Source organism: Synechococcus sp. PCC 6716 (genome assembly GCF_022570815.1).
GTDB lineage: Bacteria > Cyanobacteriota > Cyanobacteriia > Thermosynechococcales > Thermosynechococcaceae > Thermosynechococcus > Thermosynechococcus lividus.
The window spans coordinates 56,232-70,987 of sequence record NZ_JAKLTU010000002.1 but is presented as its reverse complement, the minus strand read 5'-3'; the positions used below and the strand labels follow the sequence as shown (position 1 = coordinate 70,987).

At 52.7% G+C, this 14,756-nt stretch carries 12 protein-coding genes and 1 pseudogene; 7 read left to right on the top strand and 6 right to left on the bottom strand.

Annotated elements, in window-relative coordinates; genetic code table 11:
• Window positions 1-206 precede the first annotated feature (206 nt).
• Window positions 207-734 (top strand): LabA-like NYN domain-containing protein, encoded by a 528-nt coding sequence (locus L5220_RS03230; RefSeq protein ID WP_099799485.1) that lies wholly within the window; start codon window positions 207-209, stop codon window positions 732-734.
• Window positions 735-796: 62 nt separating this feature from the next.
• On the opposite strand, the pseudogene L5220_RS03225 reads toward L5220_RS03230, so the two are convergent.
• Window positions 797-1,096: pseudogene (locus tag L5220_RS03225) on the bottom strand (RNA-guided endonuclease TnpB family protein); the annotation flags it as partial.
• A 455-nt stretch (window positions 1,097-1,551) separates the two neighbouring features.
• Here L5220_RS03225 and L5220_RS03220 point away from each other — a divergent pair.
• Genes L5220_RS03220 through L5220_RS03210 form a run of 3 tightly spaced genes read left to right on the top strand, consistent with a single transcriptional unit; the run spans window position 1,552 to window position 3,486 of the window.
• Window positions 1,552-1,869 (top strand): urease subunit beta, encoded by a 318-nt coding sequence (locus tag L5220_RS03220; protein WP_448513845.1) that lies wholly within the window; start codon window positions 1,552-1,554, stop codon window positions 1,867-1,869.
• 42 nt (window positions 1,870-1,911) lie between these two features.
• A complete protein-coding gene (locus L5220_RS03215; RefSeq protein WP_099799482.1) occupies window positions 1,912-2,673 on the top strand; it encodes a HEAT repeat domain-containing protein in 762 nt (253 codons plus the stop codon).
• A gap of 15 nt (window positions 2,674-2,688) precedes the next feature.
• Window positions 2,689-3,486 carry an ABC transporter ATP-binding protein gene (locus L5220_RS03210; protein ID WP_099799481.1) on the top strand — a complete coding sequence of 266 codons (798 nt, stop codon included), beginning with the start codon at window positions 2,689-2,691 and terminating at the stop codon, window positions 3,484-3,486.
• Window positions 3,487-3,587: 101 nt separating this feature from the next.
• Here L5220_RS03210 and L5220_RS03205 read toward each other — a convergent pair whose 3' ends face one another.
• Entirely contained in the window at window positions 3,588-4,253 is a 666-nt protein-coding gene (locus tag L5220_RS03205) for a pentapeptide repeat-containing protein (RefSeq protein WP_499571553.1), read from the bottom strand.
• Between the two features lie 267 nt (window positions 4,254-4,520).
• Between L5220_RS03205 and L5220_RS03200 the strand changes: the two genes are divergently transcribed.
• Window positions 4,521-6,359, top strand: a complete 1,839-nt coding sequence (locus tag L5220_RS03200) for an iron uptake porin (protein WP_499571551.1) — start codon at window positions 4,521-4,523, stop codon at window positions 6,357-6,359.
• A 74-nt stretch (window positions 6,360-6,433) separates the two neighbouring features.
• Here L5220_RS03200 and L5220_RS03195 read toward each other — a convergent pair whose 3' ends face one another.
• The 3 genes from L5220_RS03195 to L5220_RS03185 form a co-directional block, all read right to left on the bottom strand.
• Window positions 6,434-7,090, bottom strand: coding sequence for an NAD(P)H-dependent oxidoreductase (locus L5220_RS03195; protein WP_499571549.1), 657 nt, complete (start codon window positions 7,088-7,090; stop codon window positions 6,434-6,436).
• Window positions 7,091-7,153: 63 nt separating this feature from the next.
• Window positions 7,154-7,705: a GIY-YIG nuclease family protein gene (locus tag L5220_RS03190; protein ID WP_499571547.1), complete on the bottom strand. Its 552-nt coding sequence runs from the start codon at window positions 7,703-7,705 to the stop codon at window positions 7,154-7,156.
• Complete coding sequence (locus tag L5220_RS03185) at window positions 7,695-9,104, bottom strand: cache domain-containing protein (protein WP_499571546.1); 1,410 nt, start codon at window positions 9,102-9,104, stop codon at window positions 7,695-7,697. The genes L5220_RS03190 and L5220_RS03185 overlap by 11 nt, the downstream gene beginning before the upstream one ends.
• 81 nt (window positions 9,105-9,185) lie before the next feature.
• Between L5220_RS03185 and rodA the strand changes: the two genes are divergently transcribed.
• Window positions 9,186-10,460, top strand: a complete 1,275-nt coding sequence (rodA, locus tag L5220_RS03180) for a rod shape-determining protein RodA (protein ID WP_448526542.1) — start codon at window positions 9,186-9,188, stop codon at window positions 10,458-10,460.
• Window positions 10,461-10,505: 45 nt separating this feature from the next.
• Here the strand turns inward: rodA and metH are convergent, their stop codons facing one another.
• Window positions 10,506-14,057, bottom strand: coding sequence for a methionine synthase (gene metH / locus L5220_RS03175; RefSeq protein ID WP_499571544.1), 3,552 nt, complete (start codon window positions 14,055-14,057; stop codon window positions 10,506-10,508).
• A gap of 463 nt (window positions 14,058-14,520) precedes the next feature.
• On the opposite strand from metH, the gene L5220_RS03170 reads away from it, so the two are divergent.
• Window positions 14,521-14,724, top strand: coding sequence for a hypothetical protein (locus L5220_RS03170; RefSeq protein WP_499571542.1), 204 nt, complete (start codon window positions 14,521-14,523; stop codon window positions 14,722-14,724).
• The last annotated feature ends 32 nt before the right edge of the window (window positions 14,725-14,756 follow it).

Below are 14,756 nucleotides of genomic sequence, written 5' to 3'. Positions count from 1 at the left end.
TGTTTGCCGTGAACTTTTTATGGCATTTGTCTGCCACAAAGGCATTCCTCTTTTCTGATAAAACTTGATCTTGATAAAATCACAGATAAAACTGTACTTGTAAATCTAAATCTTTGTTACCAGTGATGCGTATATCTAAGCGACCCTACTAATTCCATTATTCATGGTGTTGTCAACCGATTGATCTTTCTCTAGGTTACCTCTCTATGCTCCCCCATCAGGAACGTCTTTCTATTTTTATCGATGGGAATAATATGTTTTATGCCCAGCAAAAAAATGGCTGGTTTTTTGACCCTCGCCGCGTGCTTGAATTTTTTACGCGGGATCCTAATATTGTCCTTGTGAATGCATTTTGGTACACCGGCCTCAAAGACAGCCAAGATCAGCGATCCTTTCGGGATGCCTTGATTAACTTGGGCTATACGGTGCGCACCAAACTGCTGAAGGAGTACTACGACGAAAGTGTTGGCAAATACTCCCAAAAAGCAAATTTAGATATTGAGATCGTCATTGATATGTTTAACACTGTTGGCCAGTACGATCGCGTTGTTCTATTCAGCGGTGATGGTGACTTTGAGCGCGCCATCGAATTACTCCGGTCAAAAAATACTCACATTACTGTTGTTTCGACAGAAGGCATGATTGCCCGCGAACTGCGTAACGCCACTGATCGCTACATTGACCTCAACGAGATTCGCACGTTCATTGAAAAGATTGATATTCATTCCTCGTAAACTACCCCGCCCGATAGAGGACGGGGCTTTCAGCAGCCCTCAAGACAACATCCTGCAATGATAAGGAATTGGCGAAGCTGATAGAGCGCCCAGCTATTACTGCATCGCCGTTCAGTCTTGGAACGGGGCAATTCGTTCGTGCGTTCTCTGATGCCGGTGAGATCGTCCATCGCGATGGCTTGATTTGTCGCCTTAGCCTGCTGGATGAGTCGATAACTGATGGTGTGGTTCAGCCAGCGTTGGACTCTCCGTTCTCGTCCACTCAACCGGTGCAACATCTGTTTCGCCCTGCGACGAGTAGTCCTTGTGCCTTTGGACGCCTTGCGTTGCAACAAAGCTCGAACCCGACTGTATTTGTTTCTCGTCTGCGTCAGTTCCTTTCCGCATAGACCGGGGACTGCACCGCAATCTGATGGGTCAGCTGCTGTGGGGTGTGGGCGTTGACATACTCACAGCATTTTGCAACGGCAGTCAGCACCGCATCAAGTGGTTCAACCTGCTGCGGCGACACGTCCAGTTTGCAAGATACGATGAGAATCTGAGATATTTTTCAAGTGGTGAGGTTCACTGCGACGATTATACGCTATTGGCGGCTTTTCGGGGTGTCGTAGGCAAAGCCCACCGACGGTGTACCCCTCAGCCGCCGCTCCTATCCTTCCGCGGCTTGTCGAAGCGCGGGGTCTCTCGGAGGTTTTGTTGACATGACGTGGTCAGTGCTGGCGCATTTCATCCGGCAATATAGCAAGGATAGGCAGTATGAGATAGAGCGGATGATTAACGCCTGTTTACTGCATACGTTGCAAATGTTGGAGGCATCATGATTCCTGGTGAACTGATTCCCGCTGAGGGGACCCTTGAACTCAATGCTGGTCGCCCCACGGTGACCTTGACGGTGGCCAACACGGGCGATCGCCCCATCCAAGTGGGATCTCACTACCATTTCTATGAAGTGAATGCTGCCCTGCACTTTGACCGTCAGCAGGCAAAGGGGATGCGCTTAGATATTCCTGCGGGCACGGCTATTCGCTTTGAGCCGGGAGATGAGCGCTCAGTACAGTTAGTGGCTTATGGGGGGTGCCGTCACATCTATGGGTTTAGAGGCCTAGTGAACAGCGCCCTTGATCCCGCATCCTAGGGGCTAGTCGGGATTAATGCCATCCTGTACAGTAGGAATACTATGGATGACAATGATTTTCCTTTCCTCGATACCCCAGACACAGAAGATGCGCTAGCGGCGCTCCCGAGTGAGGAAGGCGATCGCCCCGATCCAGAAATAATGCTGGGGCTGCTGACCTCTGAAGATGTCACTGAGCGGATGCTAGCCGCCCGTGCCTTTTGTGAACTACAGGATGAGCGTGCCACCCCCCACCTCATTCACCTGTTGCAGGAATCCTGTCCCCTCGTGCGGGTCAGTGCAGCCTACGCCCTAGGGCGCAACCTGAGTACCGCCGCTGTGGACGCGCTCATTCAGCAACTCGAGCGAGACTGGAATGGCTATGTTCGCAAAGGGATTGTCTGGGCGTTGGGAAACTGTGGTGTCCGCTTTCCCTTTCCCGAAATTTATCGCCGCACCCTAGAACCCTTGATTCGTGCCTTGCAGACCGACATTTCCGCGGTGCGTTTGTGGGCAGCTAGTTCCCTCGGACAGGTCGCTGAAGCCAGTGAAGACGCAGCGGCCACCGTCATTCCTGCCCTTGCCCTTGCCCTTGCGCAGGATACCATTGCTGCCGTTCGCAGTAACTGCGCTTGGGCGCTGGGGCACGCTTGCCGCAAAATTCCCCTAGGGCAACTTTATACCGAGGCTATTGATCACCTGATTGCTGCCCTGCACGACAGTGATATGGGGGTTCAAGAAGATGCCAAAGCCGCTCTCTTTAAGCTAGGGGATGCGCGGGGTCTGCAAGCCATCGAAGACCTTGAGTGTGAGCCATTTGCATAGGTAGGGACAGTAACCATGCCCGAGCCATTGGTGGAACTACGAGGCATCTCGAAAGCCTTTGGCAACCAGCGAGTCTTAGACAACATCGATCTTTGCATTTATCCTGATGATGCCTTGGCCATTTTAGGGCCGTCGGGAACAGGCAAGTCCACGGTTTTGCGCCTCATTGCAGGGTTACTGGAGCCGGATAGCGGTGAGATTTATATTGCGGGGGAGCGGCGGCAAGGATTGCTGCAAGACGGCCATCACCACGTGCGCATGAGTATGGTATTCCAACAGTCGGCGCTGTTTGACTCGCTTACAGTTGGCGAAAATGTCGGCTTTTATCTGTATCACCACACACGGCTGCCGGAGGCACGCATCCGCGAGATTGTCAGTGAAAAACTAGCGATGGTGGGCTTATCTGGGATGGAAGACCTCTATCCAGCGCAACTCTCTGGCGGTATGCGCAAGCGGGTGAGTTTAGCCCGTGCCATTGCTGACAATCCCGATGATACCGAGGATGATCCGCGATTACTGCTGTACGACGAACCCACCGCAGGCTTAGACCCCATTGCCTCAACCGTCGTGGAGCAGCTCATCCGCGATCTTAAGGAACGTACAGGTCATGCCTACGCTATTGTGACTCACCAAAACAGCACCATCGAGCGCACGGGCGATCGCCTCATCTTGCTCTATCAAGGACGTATTTGCTGGCAGGGCAGCCGCGCCGAAGCGAAAACAACAGACAATCCTTACCTGCGGCAGTTTCTCACAGGGGATGTCACAGGCCCAATTCGAGTGCTGGATCAAGTGGGCACGGCAACCCTTTGACATCCTCCCCGCTGCAAGCGGACGGGGTTGTTCGCTCACATTCGATAAACCAGCCCTTGATGACTTGACAAACGGTTCAAATTAGCTTGCCTAAGCCTAGCTTAATTAACCTGCCGCATCCCTCCTTTTTTCGGATCAAAGTCCGGATCAAATTGCGTCTTGCCATCGTAGCGTGCCCCACGGCGATCGGCACCCTTGAGGGAACAACCCCGCAGATCTGCCCCCGCAAAGTTAGCCTGCTGCAGATCCGCCATGGCCAAGCTGGCCGATCGCAAGTTCGCCCCTGCAAAATTCGCGTCTTGGAGAATAGCCAACTTAAAGTTGCTGCCTTCTAAGCAGCAGCCTGCAAAATCAATACCGCTCAGGTCTTCCCCTTCAAAATCAAATTGACTTAGATCTAAGCCATGGAACTGGCGAACTCCACGTTGGTACTGCTGGAGAATCTCTGCCACAGTGAGCGGCGGGGTCAAGGGGGCTGGTGGGAGTGGATAACGGATAATGGTGCCCAGCAGCGCATTCTCAAGATTTGCCCCCCTCAGATGTGCGCCAACCACATTGGCCTGATCTAAGTTAGCCGCACTCAGGTTCGCTCCTTCAAGGTTGGCATGGGCAAGGTTCGCTTGGCTCAGATTCGCACCCTGCAAGTTCACACCCCGCAGATCCGCGCCTTCGAGGTCGATACCGGTGAGGTTCGCCCCCATAAACTGGCGATCGCCACGGCGGTAGCGAGCTAACACCTCCATTGCACTTAGGGGGAGATTGTTCAAGGCACACTCCACATTGTCGCTTTAGTCTGGCGCTGAAACTAATTGTATGGAACACCGCCCCTGTACAAGAAAAGAATTCTAGAAAACAATTCTAGAAAAGTAAAAAAACAATTGACGAATTCCCAACGGAGAGACTAGAATCTACCAAGGTTTGCATAATAAGCTAGCGACTCGACTAAGCTATATTGTGTAAGCTAGGTATTAGGGGATAGCAGACTGAGTTTTCGCTCTGCCTACCCAGAATGCTCGTGAGTGAGGAGTAACATTGTGAAAAAAACGTACCTTTTAGCGGGTAGCTTGAGCCTACTGGGTGTTGTTGCAGGGGCCAACATTGCTACAGCTAATGAACCCGCTTCCTTTGAAAATCTGATTGCGGCCGAACCCCAAAATCTACAAGTTTCCGAAGCGTTGCCTGCCCCCAATGCCACTGCGGATGCCTCTGGTGCCATCACTTCAGTCAACCAGCTATTGGCAAACGAAGAATCCATGGGTCAGGTGACCTCGGTATCTCAGTTGTCAGATGTTCGCCCAACGGACTGGGCGTACCAAGCCTTGGCATCCCTCGTTGAAAAATATGGTTGTATTGCGGGTTATCCCGATGGCACCTTCCGTGGCAACCGTGCCGCCACCCGTTACGAAATGGCTGCTGCCCTGAACGCCTGCTTGGACGTTATTAGCGATCGCTTCGCCACCAAAGAAGAACTCGCCACCCTGCAAAAACTGATGGATGAGTTCGCTGCTGAACTGGCCACCCTACGCGGTCGTGTCGATAACCTTGAAGCACGGACTGCTGCCCTCGAAGCGACTCAATTTTCGACCACTACTAAACTCACCGGTACTGCCGTGATGTCGGTGCAATACGGTGGCCGCTTTAGCAGCAGTGCGCTTACGGCCAACCCACCCTTTAGCTTTGGTTCGGGTGTTCCTAGCAGTACCGTTCCGGGGAGTATTTCACCTCCTCTATTGTTCCCGATTGTCTCTTTTACGCCAACCCAAACTAATCCAACAGTTATTGCGGCGGTTCTTCTTAACTTGAATACTAGCTTCACAGGCACCGACCTGTTGCAAACCACTCTTTCGACAGGGAATGGTGGGTTGGATGCTATCAGTACCTACGGGGTTGGTCTCAACCAGAACCCCTTTGCCTACGGCACTGGGATTGGCGGTAACCCAACAGCTACCTTTGGTGCTCCCTTGCCCTACTTCAGCCCTAGCCAGTACTACTGGTCGGGTATTGGTCCTGGTGTAAACTTGTACCGCTTGGCCTATAGCTTCAAGCCTACGCAAGACGTTACGATTACCGCCGGTCCGCAGTTCTATCCTAGCGACATCATTGATACCAATAGTTGGGCCAACTCCCCAGCCAGTGACTTTGGCACCTACTTCTTCATCAACAACCCCTTCATCGTGCCCTATGCCTTGAACTTCTTGGGTGGTGCGGGTGCTGCTATTCAGTGGAACCCCAATGAAGGGCCATTTACTGCTCGGGCGCTCTACATTGCTGCCAATGCAGGTAACCCCTTCTCTGGCGCGCTTCCCAGCGGTGGCTTTGCAGGTGATCCCTTCCAAGGATCGCTTGAGCTAGAATACGCCAACACCTTTGGCAATGGCCGCAACAGCTATGCTGTTAAACTGCAAGGCACCTACTCCAAAACCTATGGGGTCGAAAGCCGAGCCGGTGGCCTTAACTTTGAAGTCAACCTCGGCCGTTTGGGTATCTTTGGTCGTGCCGGTATTGCCGGTATTCCAGCAAGCTACAATCCGCTGATGTCTCCCTTGCCCTACTCCTTCCTAGGGTTCCCTGCCTCTGGCATGATGGCTTACTCCTTCATGGCGGGGATTGGCTACAAAGACCTGTTGGTTCCGGGGTCTGTGTTGGCGGCTGCTGCGGGCGCACCGTTTATTAACAGTGCTCCTTCTTTTGCATTTATCAACAATGCTAACCAAGTTAACGTTGAAGCCTTCTACAAGTTCCCCATCAGCGACAACATCAGCATTACGCCTATCTTCACGGCGATCATTAACCCCAACAACAGTAATGGTGCTGGGATTATTTCTGGTCAGCCAATTCTTCAAGGCGTCATTCGGACAACCTTCACGTTCTAAGGTTTGCCGATACTTGATTTAATTCTCAATTGATTGAGGGCAGTTCTACGGAGCTGCCCTTTTTTGCACCTAAGTTAACGAACTTCTATCATGGCCTCAAGGGGATAGCGCACCTTAGGTAAGGTGGCATACTTGTCATCGGCGGCGCGATAGCCAGCAGCGCAAACCACAACGGCATGGTAGCCCTGATCGGGTAAGCCTAGCACGCGGTCGTATTCCTGCGGTAGGAATCCTTCCATGGGGCAGGTATCTATGCCCAGCATGGCGGCGGTGACCATAAACTGGCTCAGGGCAATATACACTTGGCGAGTTGACCACTCATCGAGGTTGAGAGGGTAGGGCGGCGATTGCAGAAATCCTTTGACGATGTCGCCGTACTTTTGTAAGTTTTCTACGCTGGTGTTGTGCACTTCGGCTTGGCGAGCCAAGTAGCGATCCACATCTGCGGCGTTAATCCCTGTTTTAATGGCAAACACTACTAAATGAGAGGCATCAACTACTTGGCGTTGATTCCAGGTATGGGGTAAAAGCGCCTGCCGAAGGTCAGGGGTGGTAATCACAAAAAACTTCCACGGCTGCAAGCCAAAGGATGAGGGAGCCAAAACTAAGCTTTGACAGAGAACCTGCCAAAGACTATCGGGAATGGGTCGGCTGGGATCAAATTTTTTTGTGGCGTACCGCCATTGTAACTGGTGCAGGACGGTTTCAGGGGGGACGGGTGTTTCCGCCATAGACGTCTCCTAAAGGCTAATGTGTGCCTGTTTCAGGCTAATGCTTTCTTTAGAGAATGTCTATTACTTGAGGTCTAGTCGTCCGCTCTCCTTGAGTTTTGGGTTAAACACTAAGGTTTCTCGCAGCGATCGCTGGTGCAACTGCTTAAGAATGTCGGCTTCAACCCGCCGTGCAACCTGTTTCAGGAGTTTTGGTTGCTGCAATGGGTCTGCGGTGGCGAGAGCCTCTGCCTCAGCGGCGCTCATCAGGGGGCGCACATCAATGGCCTGCTCCCAGCGCGCTTGCTCTTGGGCATTGCCGATGGGAATTGCCCCTACTTCAGCTATCCATTGCGCTTGAATGGCTTGCAACCACGGGCGATCGGGGCGATCGATGCTAACGACGGCGTAGCTCACGCACTCGTTGGGGCAGCGGACAAGGTGCTGCTGGAGGCTCAGCCGTATATCCCGGGAATAGCCAATGTACTGCAATACCTCGGCAGCATCAAAAATGGCATAGACCCCAATGCAGCCCTGTAGGTTGGGTGCTACTTGGCCAGCAGCGTCAATGTAGGGATGGCGCGGCAAGGTGGCTAAGGCGGGAATGGTGGGTGTTGGGTTCGAGCTAGGACTCATGGTTGGGGGTCTCCTGAGACTGGGGGTCATTGCCCGCTGCGCTAGGATGAGTTGTGGCAGATTTTGCCTGTTGCCGTAGGGCATGGGCGCGATCGCGCAAGGTTTGGAAGTAATCTGTTTCGGTAATTTCTGCAACTGCTTTTTTGCGTTTCTCTTGATCAATTTCAATCTTGAGATCACTGAGCTGCTGTTGCAATTGGTGGTGGCGGTGCTCTACTTCTAGAGCCATTTCTAAAAATGTTTGTGCGAGTTCCCCCATATCATCCTGAGAGTGGGTATAGGGCGTAAGAACGCTGCTGTCAAATTGATCGTTTTTGAGGTTGCGAGCAGCTGTAGCGATCGCCCGAATCGGTCTCGTAATGGATTGCGCCACAACTAAGGAGATGACAATAACCCCGCCGCCCACAAATAGCAAACTCACTAAGCCCCGCATCGCCAAGGCATCGAGGGGAGCGAGAAACTCCTGTAGGCGCACACTAACCACCACTGCTGCTTGTTTTCGAGCCAGTGGCGCATAGGCTAACACATGGTCTGGGCGGCGATCGTCATTTTCTGAATAGGCTAACGTTCCGGGACGATTCGAGCCGAAAATCACGTCCCGCAGCCGCTTATTGGAGCGATCGCTCAAGGTAGGAATGGGTTGGGGCGGCACAAAGAGGAAATAAGAGCGGATAACTGGCTCGGACAGTGGTTCTAAACTGTGCAAATCAATATTGGGGTTGGTGCTGCTGAGCATCAGGCCATGATGATCAATTAGAAACGACTCGCCGCGAATATCCGGCACCAGATAGGTAATGATGTCTTTAATGGCAGCGGCACGCAGCGTTAGTAAGACCGCCCCTAGCAATCTTTGATTGTTGTCCCGAATGCGCTGAAAGACAACAAATACTGGTTCATTGGCGATCGTGCTTTTGATCTTCACCGTCGAGACGAAATTATTCTCTTGAACGCCCTGCTGCCAAAGCTCCGTTTGCGAATAGTCATCGCCAATCAAGGCAGGGTCAGTTGCTTGGATGGAACGCCCCTCACGGTTTAAGAGGATCACGTCGTTGTAGGTGTGGCTGAGATTGTTCACACTGCGCAGCAGGCTCTGGATAGAGGTGTGATCGCTAGGAAAGTCAATCGCATCCCTCAGAAGCCGCTGAATTTCATAGTCTTCTGCCACTAGGCTGGCATCGCTGAGCACGTCATTAATCAACTGATCAAGGGAACGAGCTTTGCCAATGGCTAGTAGTTTCAAGGCTTGGATTTCCGCATCCTCCATCATCAAGCTACTTTCCGACTGGTTGTAGAGAACCACTGCCCCCATGGGGAGCAGCGAGGTCAGCAGCATGACGACCAATAACCGGCCGGAAATAGACCATAGGAGTTTAGAAAACCGCTGCTGCCAATCGAACATGAACTTCCTCGATAGGGATACAATGAGGGCTTGAATCTGTTGGCTTTGTTCCAGCCTAGTGCGAAACGAGGGATATTGACTATGTTTTGGACAACGCTCCTGCGCCAACGTCGCTGGCACGCATGGTTGTATCCATGGCGGGGGGTCGATTGGTCACTGTTAATTGCGGTGTGGCTCATTACGCTGATCGGTGCGCTGTTTATTCACAGTGCTGAACTGCACATCGGCGACAAAGACGGCTTCCAACACATGGCCGTGGCAACCGTGGGAACGGTACTTGCCCTCACCTTGGCGCGTATTCCGGAGTCAGCATTTATAGGTGTCCACTGGTTTGTCTATGGCCTAAGCTGTGTGCTGCTGCTGACCGTGAGTTTATTTGGTGTTGAGGCCAATGGTGCCCAGAGTTGGCTGCCCATCGCTGGCTTTAACTTACAACCCTCAGAGTTTGCCAAAATTTCAATTATCCTCACCCAAGCGGCTCTACTGCATCGGGTGCCGGCCAATGGACTGGCGGGTATCCTGCGTGTCTTTATCGCTACGGCTCCCCCGTTGTTGCTCATTTTGACCGAGCCGGATCTGGGCACCTCCTTAGTGTTTGTTGCCATCACCCTAGGGATGCTCTACTGGGCCAATGCCCGCCTCGGCTGGATTATCCTCATGCTCTCGCCCTTGGTGGCGGCCATTTTATTTGCCCTTCCCCTGCCTTACGAATTGAACCTATGGGTCTGGTTACTGTGGACCTTGGCGATGGGGATTGTGGCATGGCGCAGTTTACCTTTAGGGTGGATTGGTGCCATTGGCGGCATTGTGCTCAATTTATCGGGAGCTGGACTGGGGCAACTGCTGTGGAGTGTCCTTAAGGAGTACCAGAAAAACCGTCTTTTGATGTTTTTAGACCCCGATAAAGATCCATTGGGGGCGGGGTATCACTTGATTCAGTCGCGGATTGCTATCGGTGCAGGGGGTCTATGGGGACGCGGGATTTTTCAGGGCACCCAAACCCAGTTGGGCTTTATTCCAGAGCAGCATACTGACTTTATTTTTTCGGCCATTGGTGAGGAATTGGGGTTTGCTGGCGGCCTGCTGATTCTTTTTCTCTTCTGGTTTATTGGCCTACGGCTGCTGCAAATCGCTAACAGTGCTCGCACTGATTTTGGGTCGCTGTTGGCGATCGGGTTGTTTTCGATGCTGGTGTTTCAAGCGGTTGTCAATATTGGCATGACCGTCAATCTGTTTCCGGTGACTGGTATTCCCCTTCCTTTTCTCAGTTATGGGCGATCGGCGTTGTTGGCAACCTACATTGGCTTGGGTCTGGTGCTTTCCGTGGCCAACCACCGACCGCGATCGCGCTACTAGGGCAAGGTCATCGGCCGCTAAGGGGTCAAAAGCCTTTTACCATCATCAAACACTGAAATATTTGGCAGCCGAATGGTAGCAAATAATCGCAGTTGTTGACTGCTCAGGATAGAGTTGCTCGCTGTCATCCATGTACATCCCCATGCGCTCGGTTTGCAAGAGCCGCAATTGCGTATATTGATCCTGCATATTGGGGCAGGCGGGATAGCCAAAGCTATAGCGGGATCCTTGATAGCGTTGGGCAAGAATGTCGCGAATGGATGTCGGATCCGGGGTGCAGCCTAACTCGCGGCGAATGCGGGCATGACACCATTCCGCCAAGGCTTCGGCAGTTTGAACAGCCATGCCGTGGAAGTAGAGGTAGTCGGTGTACTGGTTGGCAGCAAAGAGGCGCTGAGCGACTTCCGTGGCAATCTCACCGACAGTTACTGCTTGCATGGGAAAGACATCGATAATACCTGATTCAACGGGCGCAAAGAAGTCGGCAATACACAGCCGTCGCCCCTTGGCTTGACGGGGAAACGTGAACTGGGCGATCGCCCCTTCTGGAGTGAAGGCTGCGGCATCTGCCATTGCTGCTGGATCGTAGAGGTACAGCGTATTCCCTTGGCTTTGGCAGGGAAAGTACCCGTAGATCAGTTCAGGGTGCAGTAAGTTCTCGTCTAAGATGCGCTGCTTCCAAGACTCCAAAATGGGGTACACGGTCTGCGCTAAGAAGCTATCGTACTCAGCACGGGATTGCTCCTTCGGCTTGCGAAACTGCCACTGTCCGGCAATCAGAGCCTGCAGATCCAAGTAGGCAAAGACCTCTGATAGGGGAATCTGATCGGCGTTGAGATGGCGAATGCCCCAAAAAGGCGGTGTGGGTCGAGGAATATCGATGGCCACAGCATCGGAGCGGCGCGTATCCACCACCGGTGAACTCAGTTCTGATGGCTGCCCACTGTTGTCTGGGGCAACGGGTGGCTCGTCAGGCGGCGATAATGATTCTTGGCGGGGGGCATCCTGATCTAAAAAGCCATGGCGATCGCTCCATTTGCCAGCCGCTTTGGCAGGCATCAAGCGATCCATAAAATGAAGATCCGCAAAGGCATCTTTACCGTAGATGACTTGCCCCTGATAGGTGGCCTGACAGTCCTCGTACACAAACTTAGGCGTTAGGGCAGCCCCTCCCAAAATGACAGGCACCGTAATCCCCCGCTCATTAAAGCGTTCGAGGTTCTCTTTCATAAACGCCGTGGACTTAACCAGCAGGCCACTCATGGCAATGCAATCGGCCTTGTGTTCTTCGTAGGCTTGGATAATGTTTTCCACCGGCTGCTTAATGCCAAGGTTAATCACCCGATAGCCGTTGTTGGTGAGGATAATATCCACTAGGTTTTTACCGATGTCGTGAACATCCCCTTTGACTGTGGCAATAATCACCGTCCCCTTCGCATTGCTGCCGGTTTCAGACTTTTCCATAAAGGGTTCAAGGTAGGCCACGGCGGCTTTCATGGTTTCAGCGGACTGGAGCACAAAGGGGAGTTGCATTTGCCCAGACCCAAATAGTTCCCCCACCACCTTCATGCCTTCCAGTAAAAAGGTATTGATGATGTCAAGGGGGGCATAGGTCTCAAGGGCTTTGGCAAGGGTCTCGTCTAATCCTTGGCGATCGCCATCGATAATATGCCGCTTTAACCGCTCCTCAATCGGCAGGTTAGCAACGTCGGCGCGATCGTGTTTGGTGGTTTTATCAGCAAATAGGCGCGTGAGTTCGGCGAGGGGGTCATAGACACAGACCCCTCCCTCAAACCGCCGTCGATCCTCAATGAGATCCCGGCAAAGGTCTTGGTGCTCTGGGTCAATTTTAGCAAGGGGGAGAATTTTGGCCGCACTGACAATCGCCGCATCCATTCCCGCCTGTATGGCCTCGTGTAAAAACATTGAATTCAAAACTTGACGGGCGGCCGGATTTAGGCCAAAGGAAATATTCGACACCCCCAAGAGGATATGACAGCCGGGGAGTTCAGCCCGAATTTGGCGAATGGCCTCAATGGTGGCCTTGCCGTTGGCACGATCCTCTTCAATGCCGGTGGAAATGGGCAGGGCTAAGGGATCAAAGAATAGCTCGTAAGGGGGGATACCGTAGGCGATCGCCGCATCGTAGGCACGCTTGGCAATGGCAAACTTCTTCGCTGCCGTTCGCGCCATCCCCTCTTCATCAATTGTGCCCACCACCACCCCCGCACCGTAGGTTTTCGCCAGTTCAAGAACCTTGTAAAACCGCGGCTCGCCATCTTCAAAGTTGGTGGAGTTGAGTAAGCACTTGCCCCCGGCAACCTTCAACCCCGCCTCCATCTTTTGCCACTCAGTAGAGTCCAGCATCAGCGGCAGGGTGACGTTGGTAACTAGGCGGGAGACCAGCTCGTGCATGTCCCGCACGCCATCGCGTCCCACATAATCGACGTTGACATCAAGAATATGGGCACCTTCACGCACTTGGGCGCGACCGAGCGCCACCAAACCATCCCAGTCCTCCGCATTCAGCAGATCACGGCACTTTTTCGAGCCACTGGCATTCAGGCGCTCGCCAATAATTAAGAAGGAATTGTCTTGGTCGTAGGGTTGGGGACTGTAAATAGAGGCTGCCGCTGGAATACGCTGGGGCGTGCGTGCTTTGGGGGTAAGGGTGGCAGCAATGCTGGCAAGGGCAGCAATGTGATCGGGGCGGGTGCCACAACAGCCGCCAATCACTTGAACCCCTAGGTCTTCAACAAAGCGCGTCAGCGCCAGACGCAACTCCATTGGGGTCAGCTTATAGTGGGCGTGTCCTCCCACATTTTCTGGCAAGCCTGCATTGGGAATGCACGAAATCACAAAGGGTGAGTGGGCTGACAGGTAGCGAATATGCTCTGCCATCAGGTCAGGCCCAGTGGCACAGTTCAACCCTAAAATGTCAATGGGGTAGGGTTCAAGGATCGTCAGGGCAGCACCAATGTCTGACCCTACTAGCATGGTGCCCTGCTGCTCCATCGTGATCGACACCATCAACGGGCGCTGTTCTCCCCGTTCGGCAAACACCGCCATCACCCCGTTCAAGGCGGCTTTAATTTGCAGTACATCTTGGCAGGTCTCAATAATAAACAAATCAMCCCCGCCGTCAAAGAGGCCAGCCGCCTGCTCCTTAAACGCTGCGTAAAGGCTGTCGTAGTCAATGTGGCCAAGGGTGGGGAGTTTTGTGCCAGGCCCCATGGAACCAGCAACAAATCGAGGTTTTTCGGGAGTACTAAACTCGGCGGCCACAGATTTTGCCAAGGCGGCTGCTTTATAACTAATCTCGTAGGCGCGATCGCCCAAGTTATACTCACTCAACACCACCGAAGACGAGCCAAAGGTATTTGTTTCAATGACATCTGCCCCTGCCGCCAAAAAGTCGCGGTGAACCTTGGCAACTGCCTCTGGCTTGCTTATAACTAAGTATTCATTGCACCCTTCATACTCTTTGCCACCAAAATCCGCTGCTGTCAGGTTTTGGTACTGTAGGTTTGTGCCCATGGCACCGTCAAATACAATGACACGGCGGGGTTCAGCATGGAGATAGTCAAGAAAAGACATACACGACCAAGGCAAGCGGCTCTCTAGAGGGCATTCAGTCTATTCCGATAATTGTAATCTCTTCTAATAGCTCTAATAGCACTGGCGATTCACGACGCCGCTGCACGGGCGGATGGAAATTCCGCGACATAAGGCTAACCCGCTGCCCCTGCCTTGTCCAAGATCTACAAAAACCACCCTATAGGATGCCATCAACTATCAGGTCACCGAATGTAACTAAAAATGTAACTAAATATTACAAAATTGCCATTTTGACGGCACACTGCCTTGACACCCTAAAGATGGGATGACTACAGTGGCACACATACCTAGGTACGTTTCTTCACCCTACCCCTATGGAAGACAAGCAAAAGGTTAAATTGTATCTCTCCGCCGATGTCCATCGCCAATTAAAAATTGCCGCGGTGGTCGAGCAGGAAACCATGTCCACCCTTGCGGAGCGTGCCATTGAGCCATTGAGTTTTTGCTGGAGCACCCAGAGGTGCTGGCAGAGTATGCCGAGCAGAAGCACGGTAATGTCCATCGTGTTTATCGCTGCCCCGAGTGTGCCAGTGCCCTTGTGCTGCGGGGGGGTGAATTAGCAGCCCTTGTCAATCAACCCACGGTGATTGATGATGACAGCTTGAGTGTTCCCTCCTTACCTGTTGAACTAGTCTCAGCGCGTTAAACTCGCTCTATCGCATCTATTGTCCACGTTGG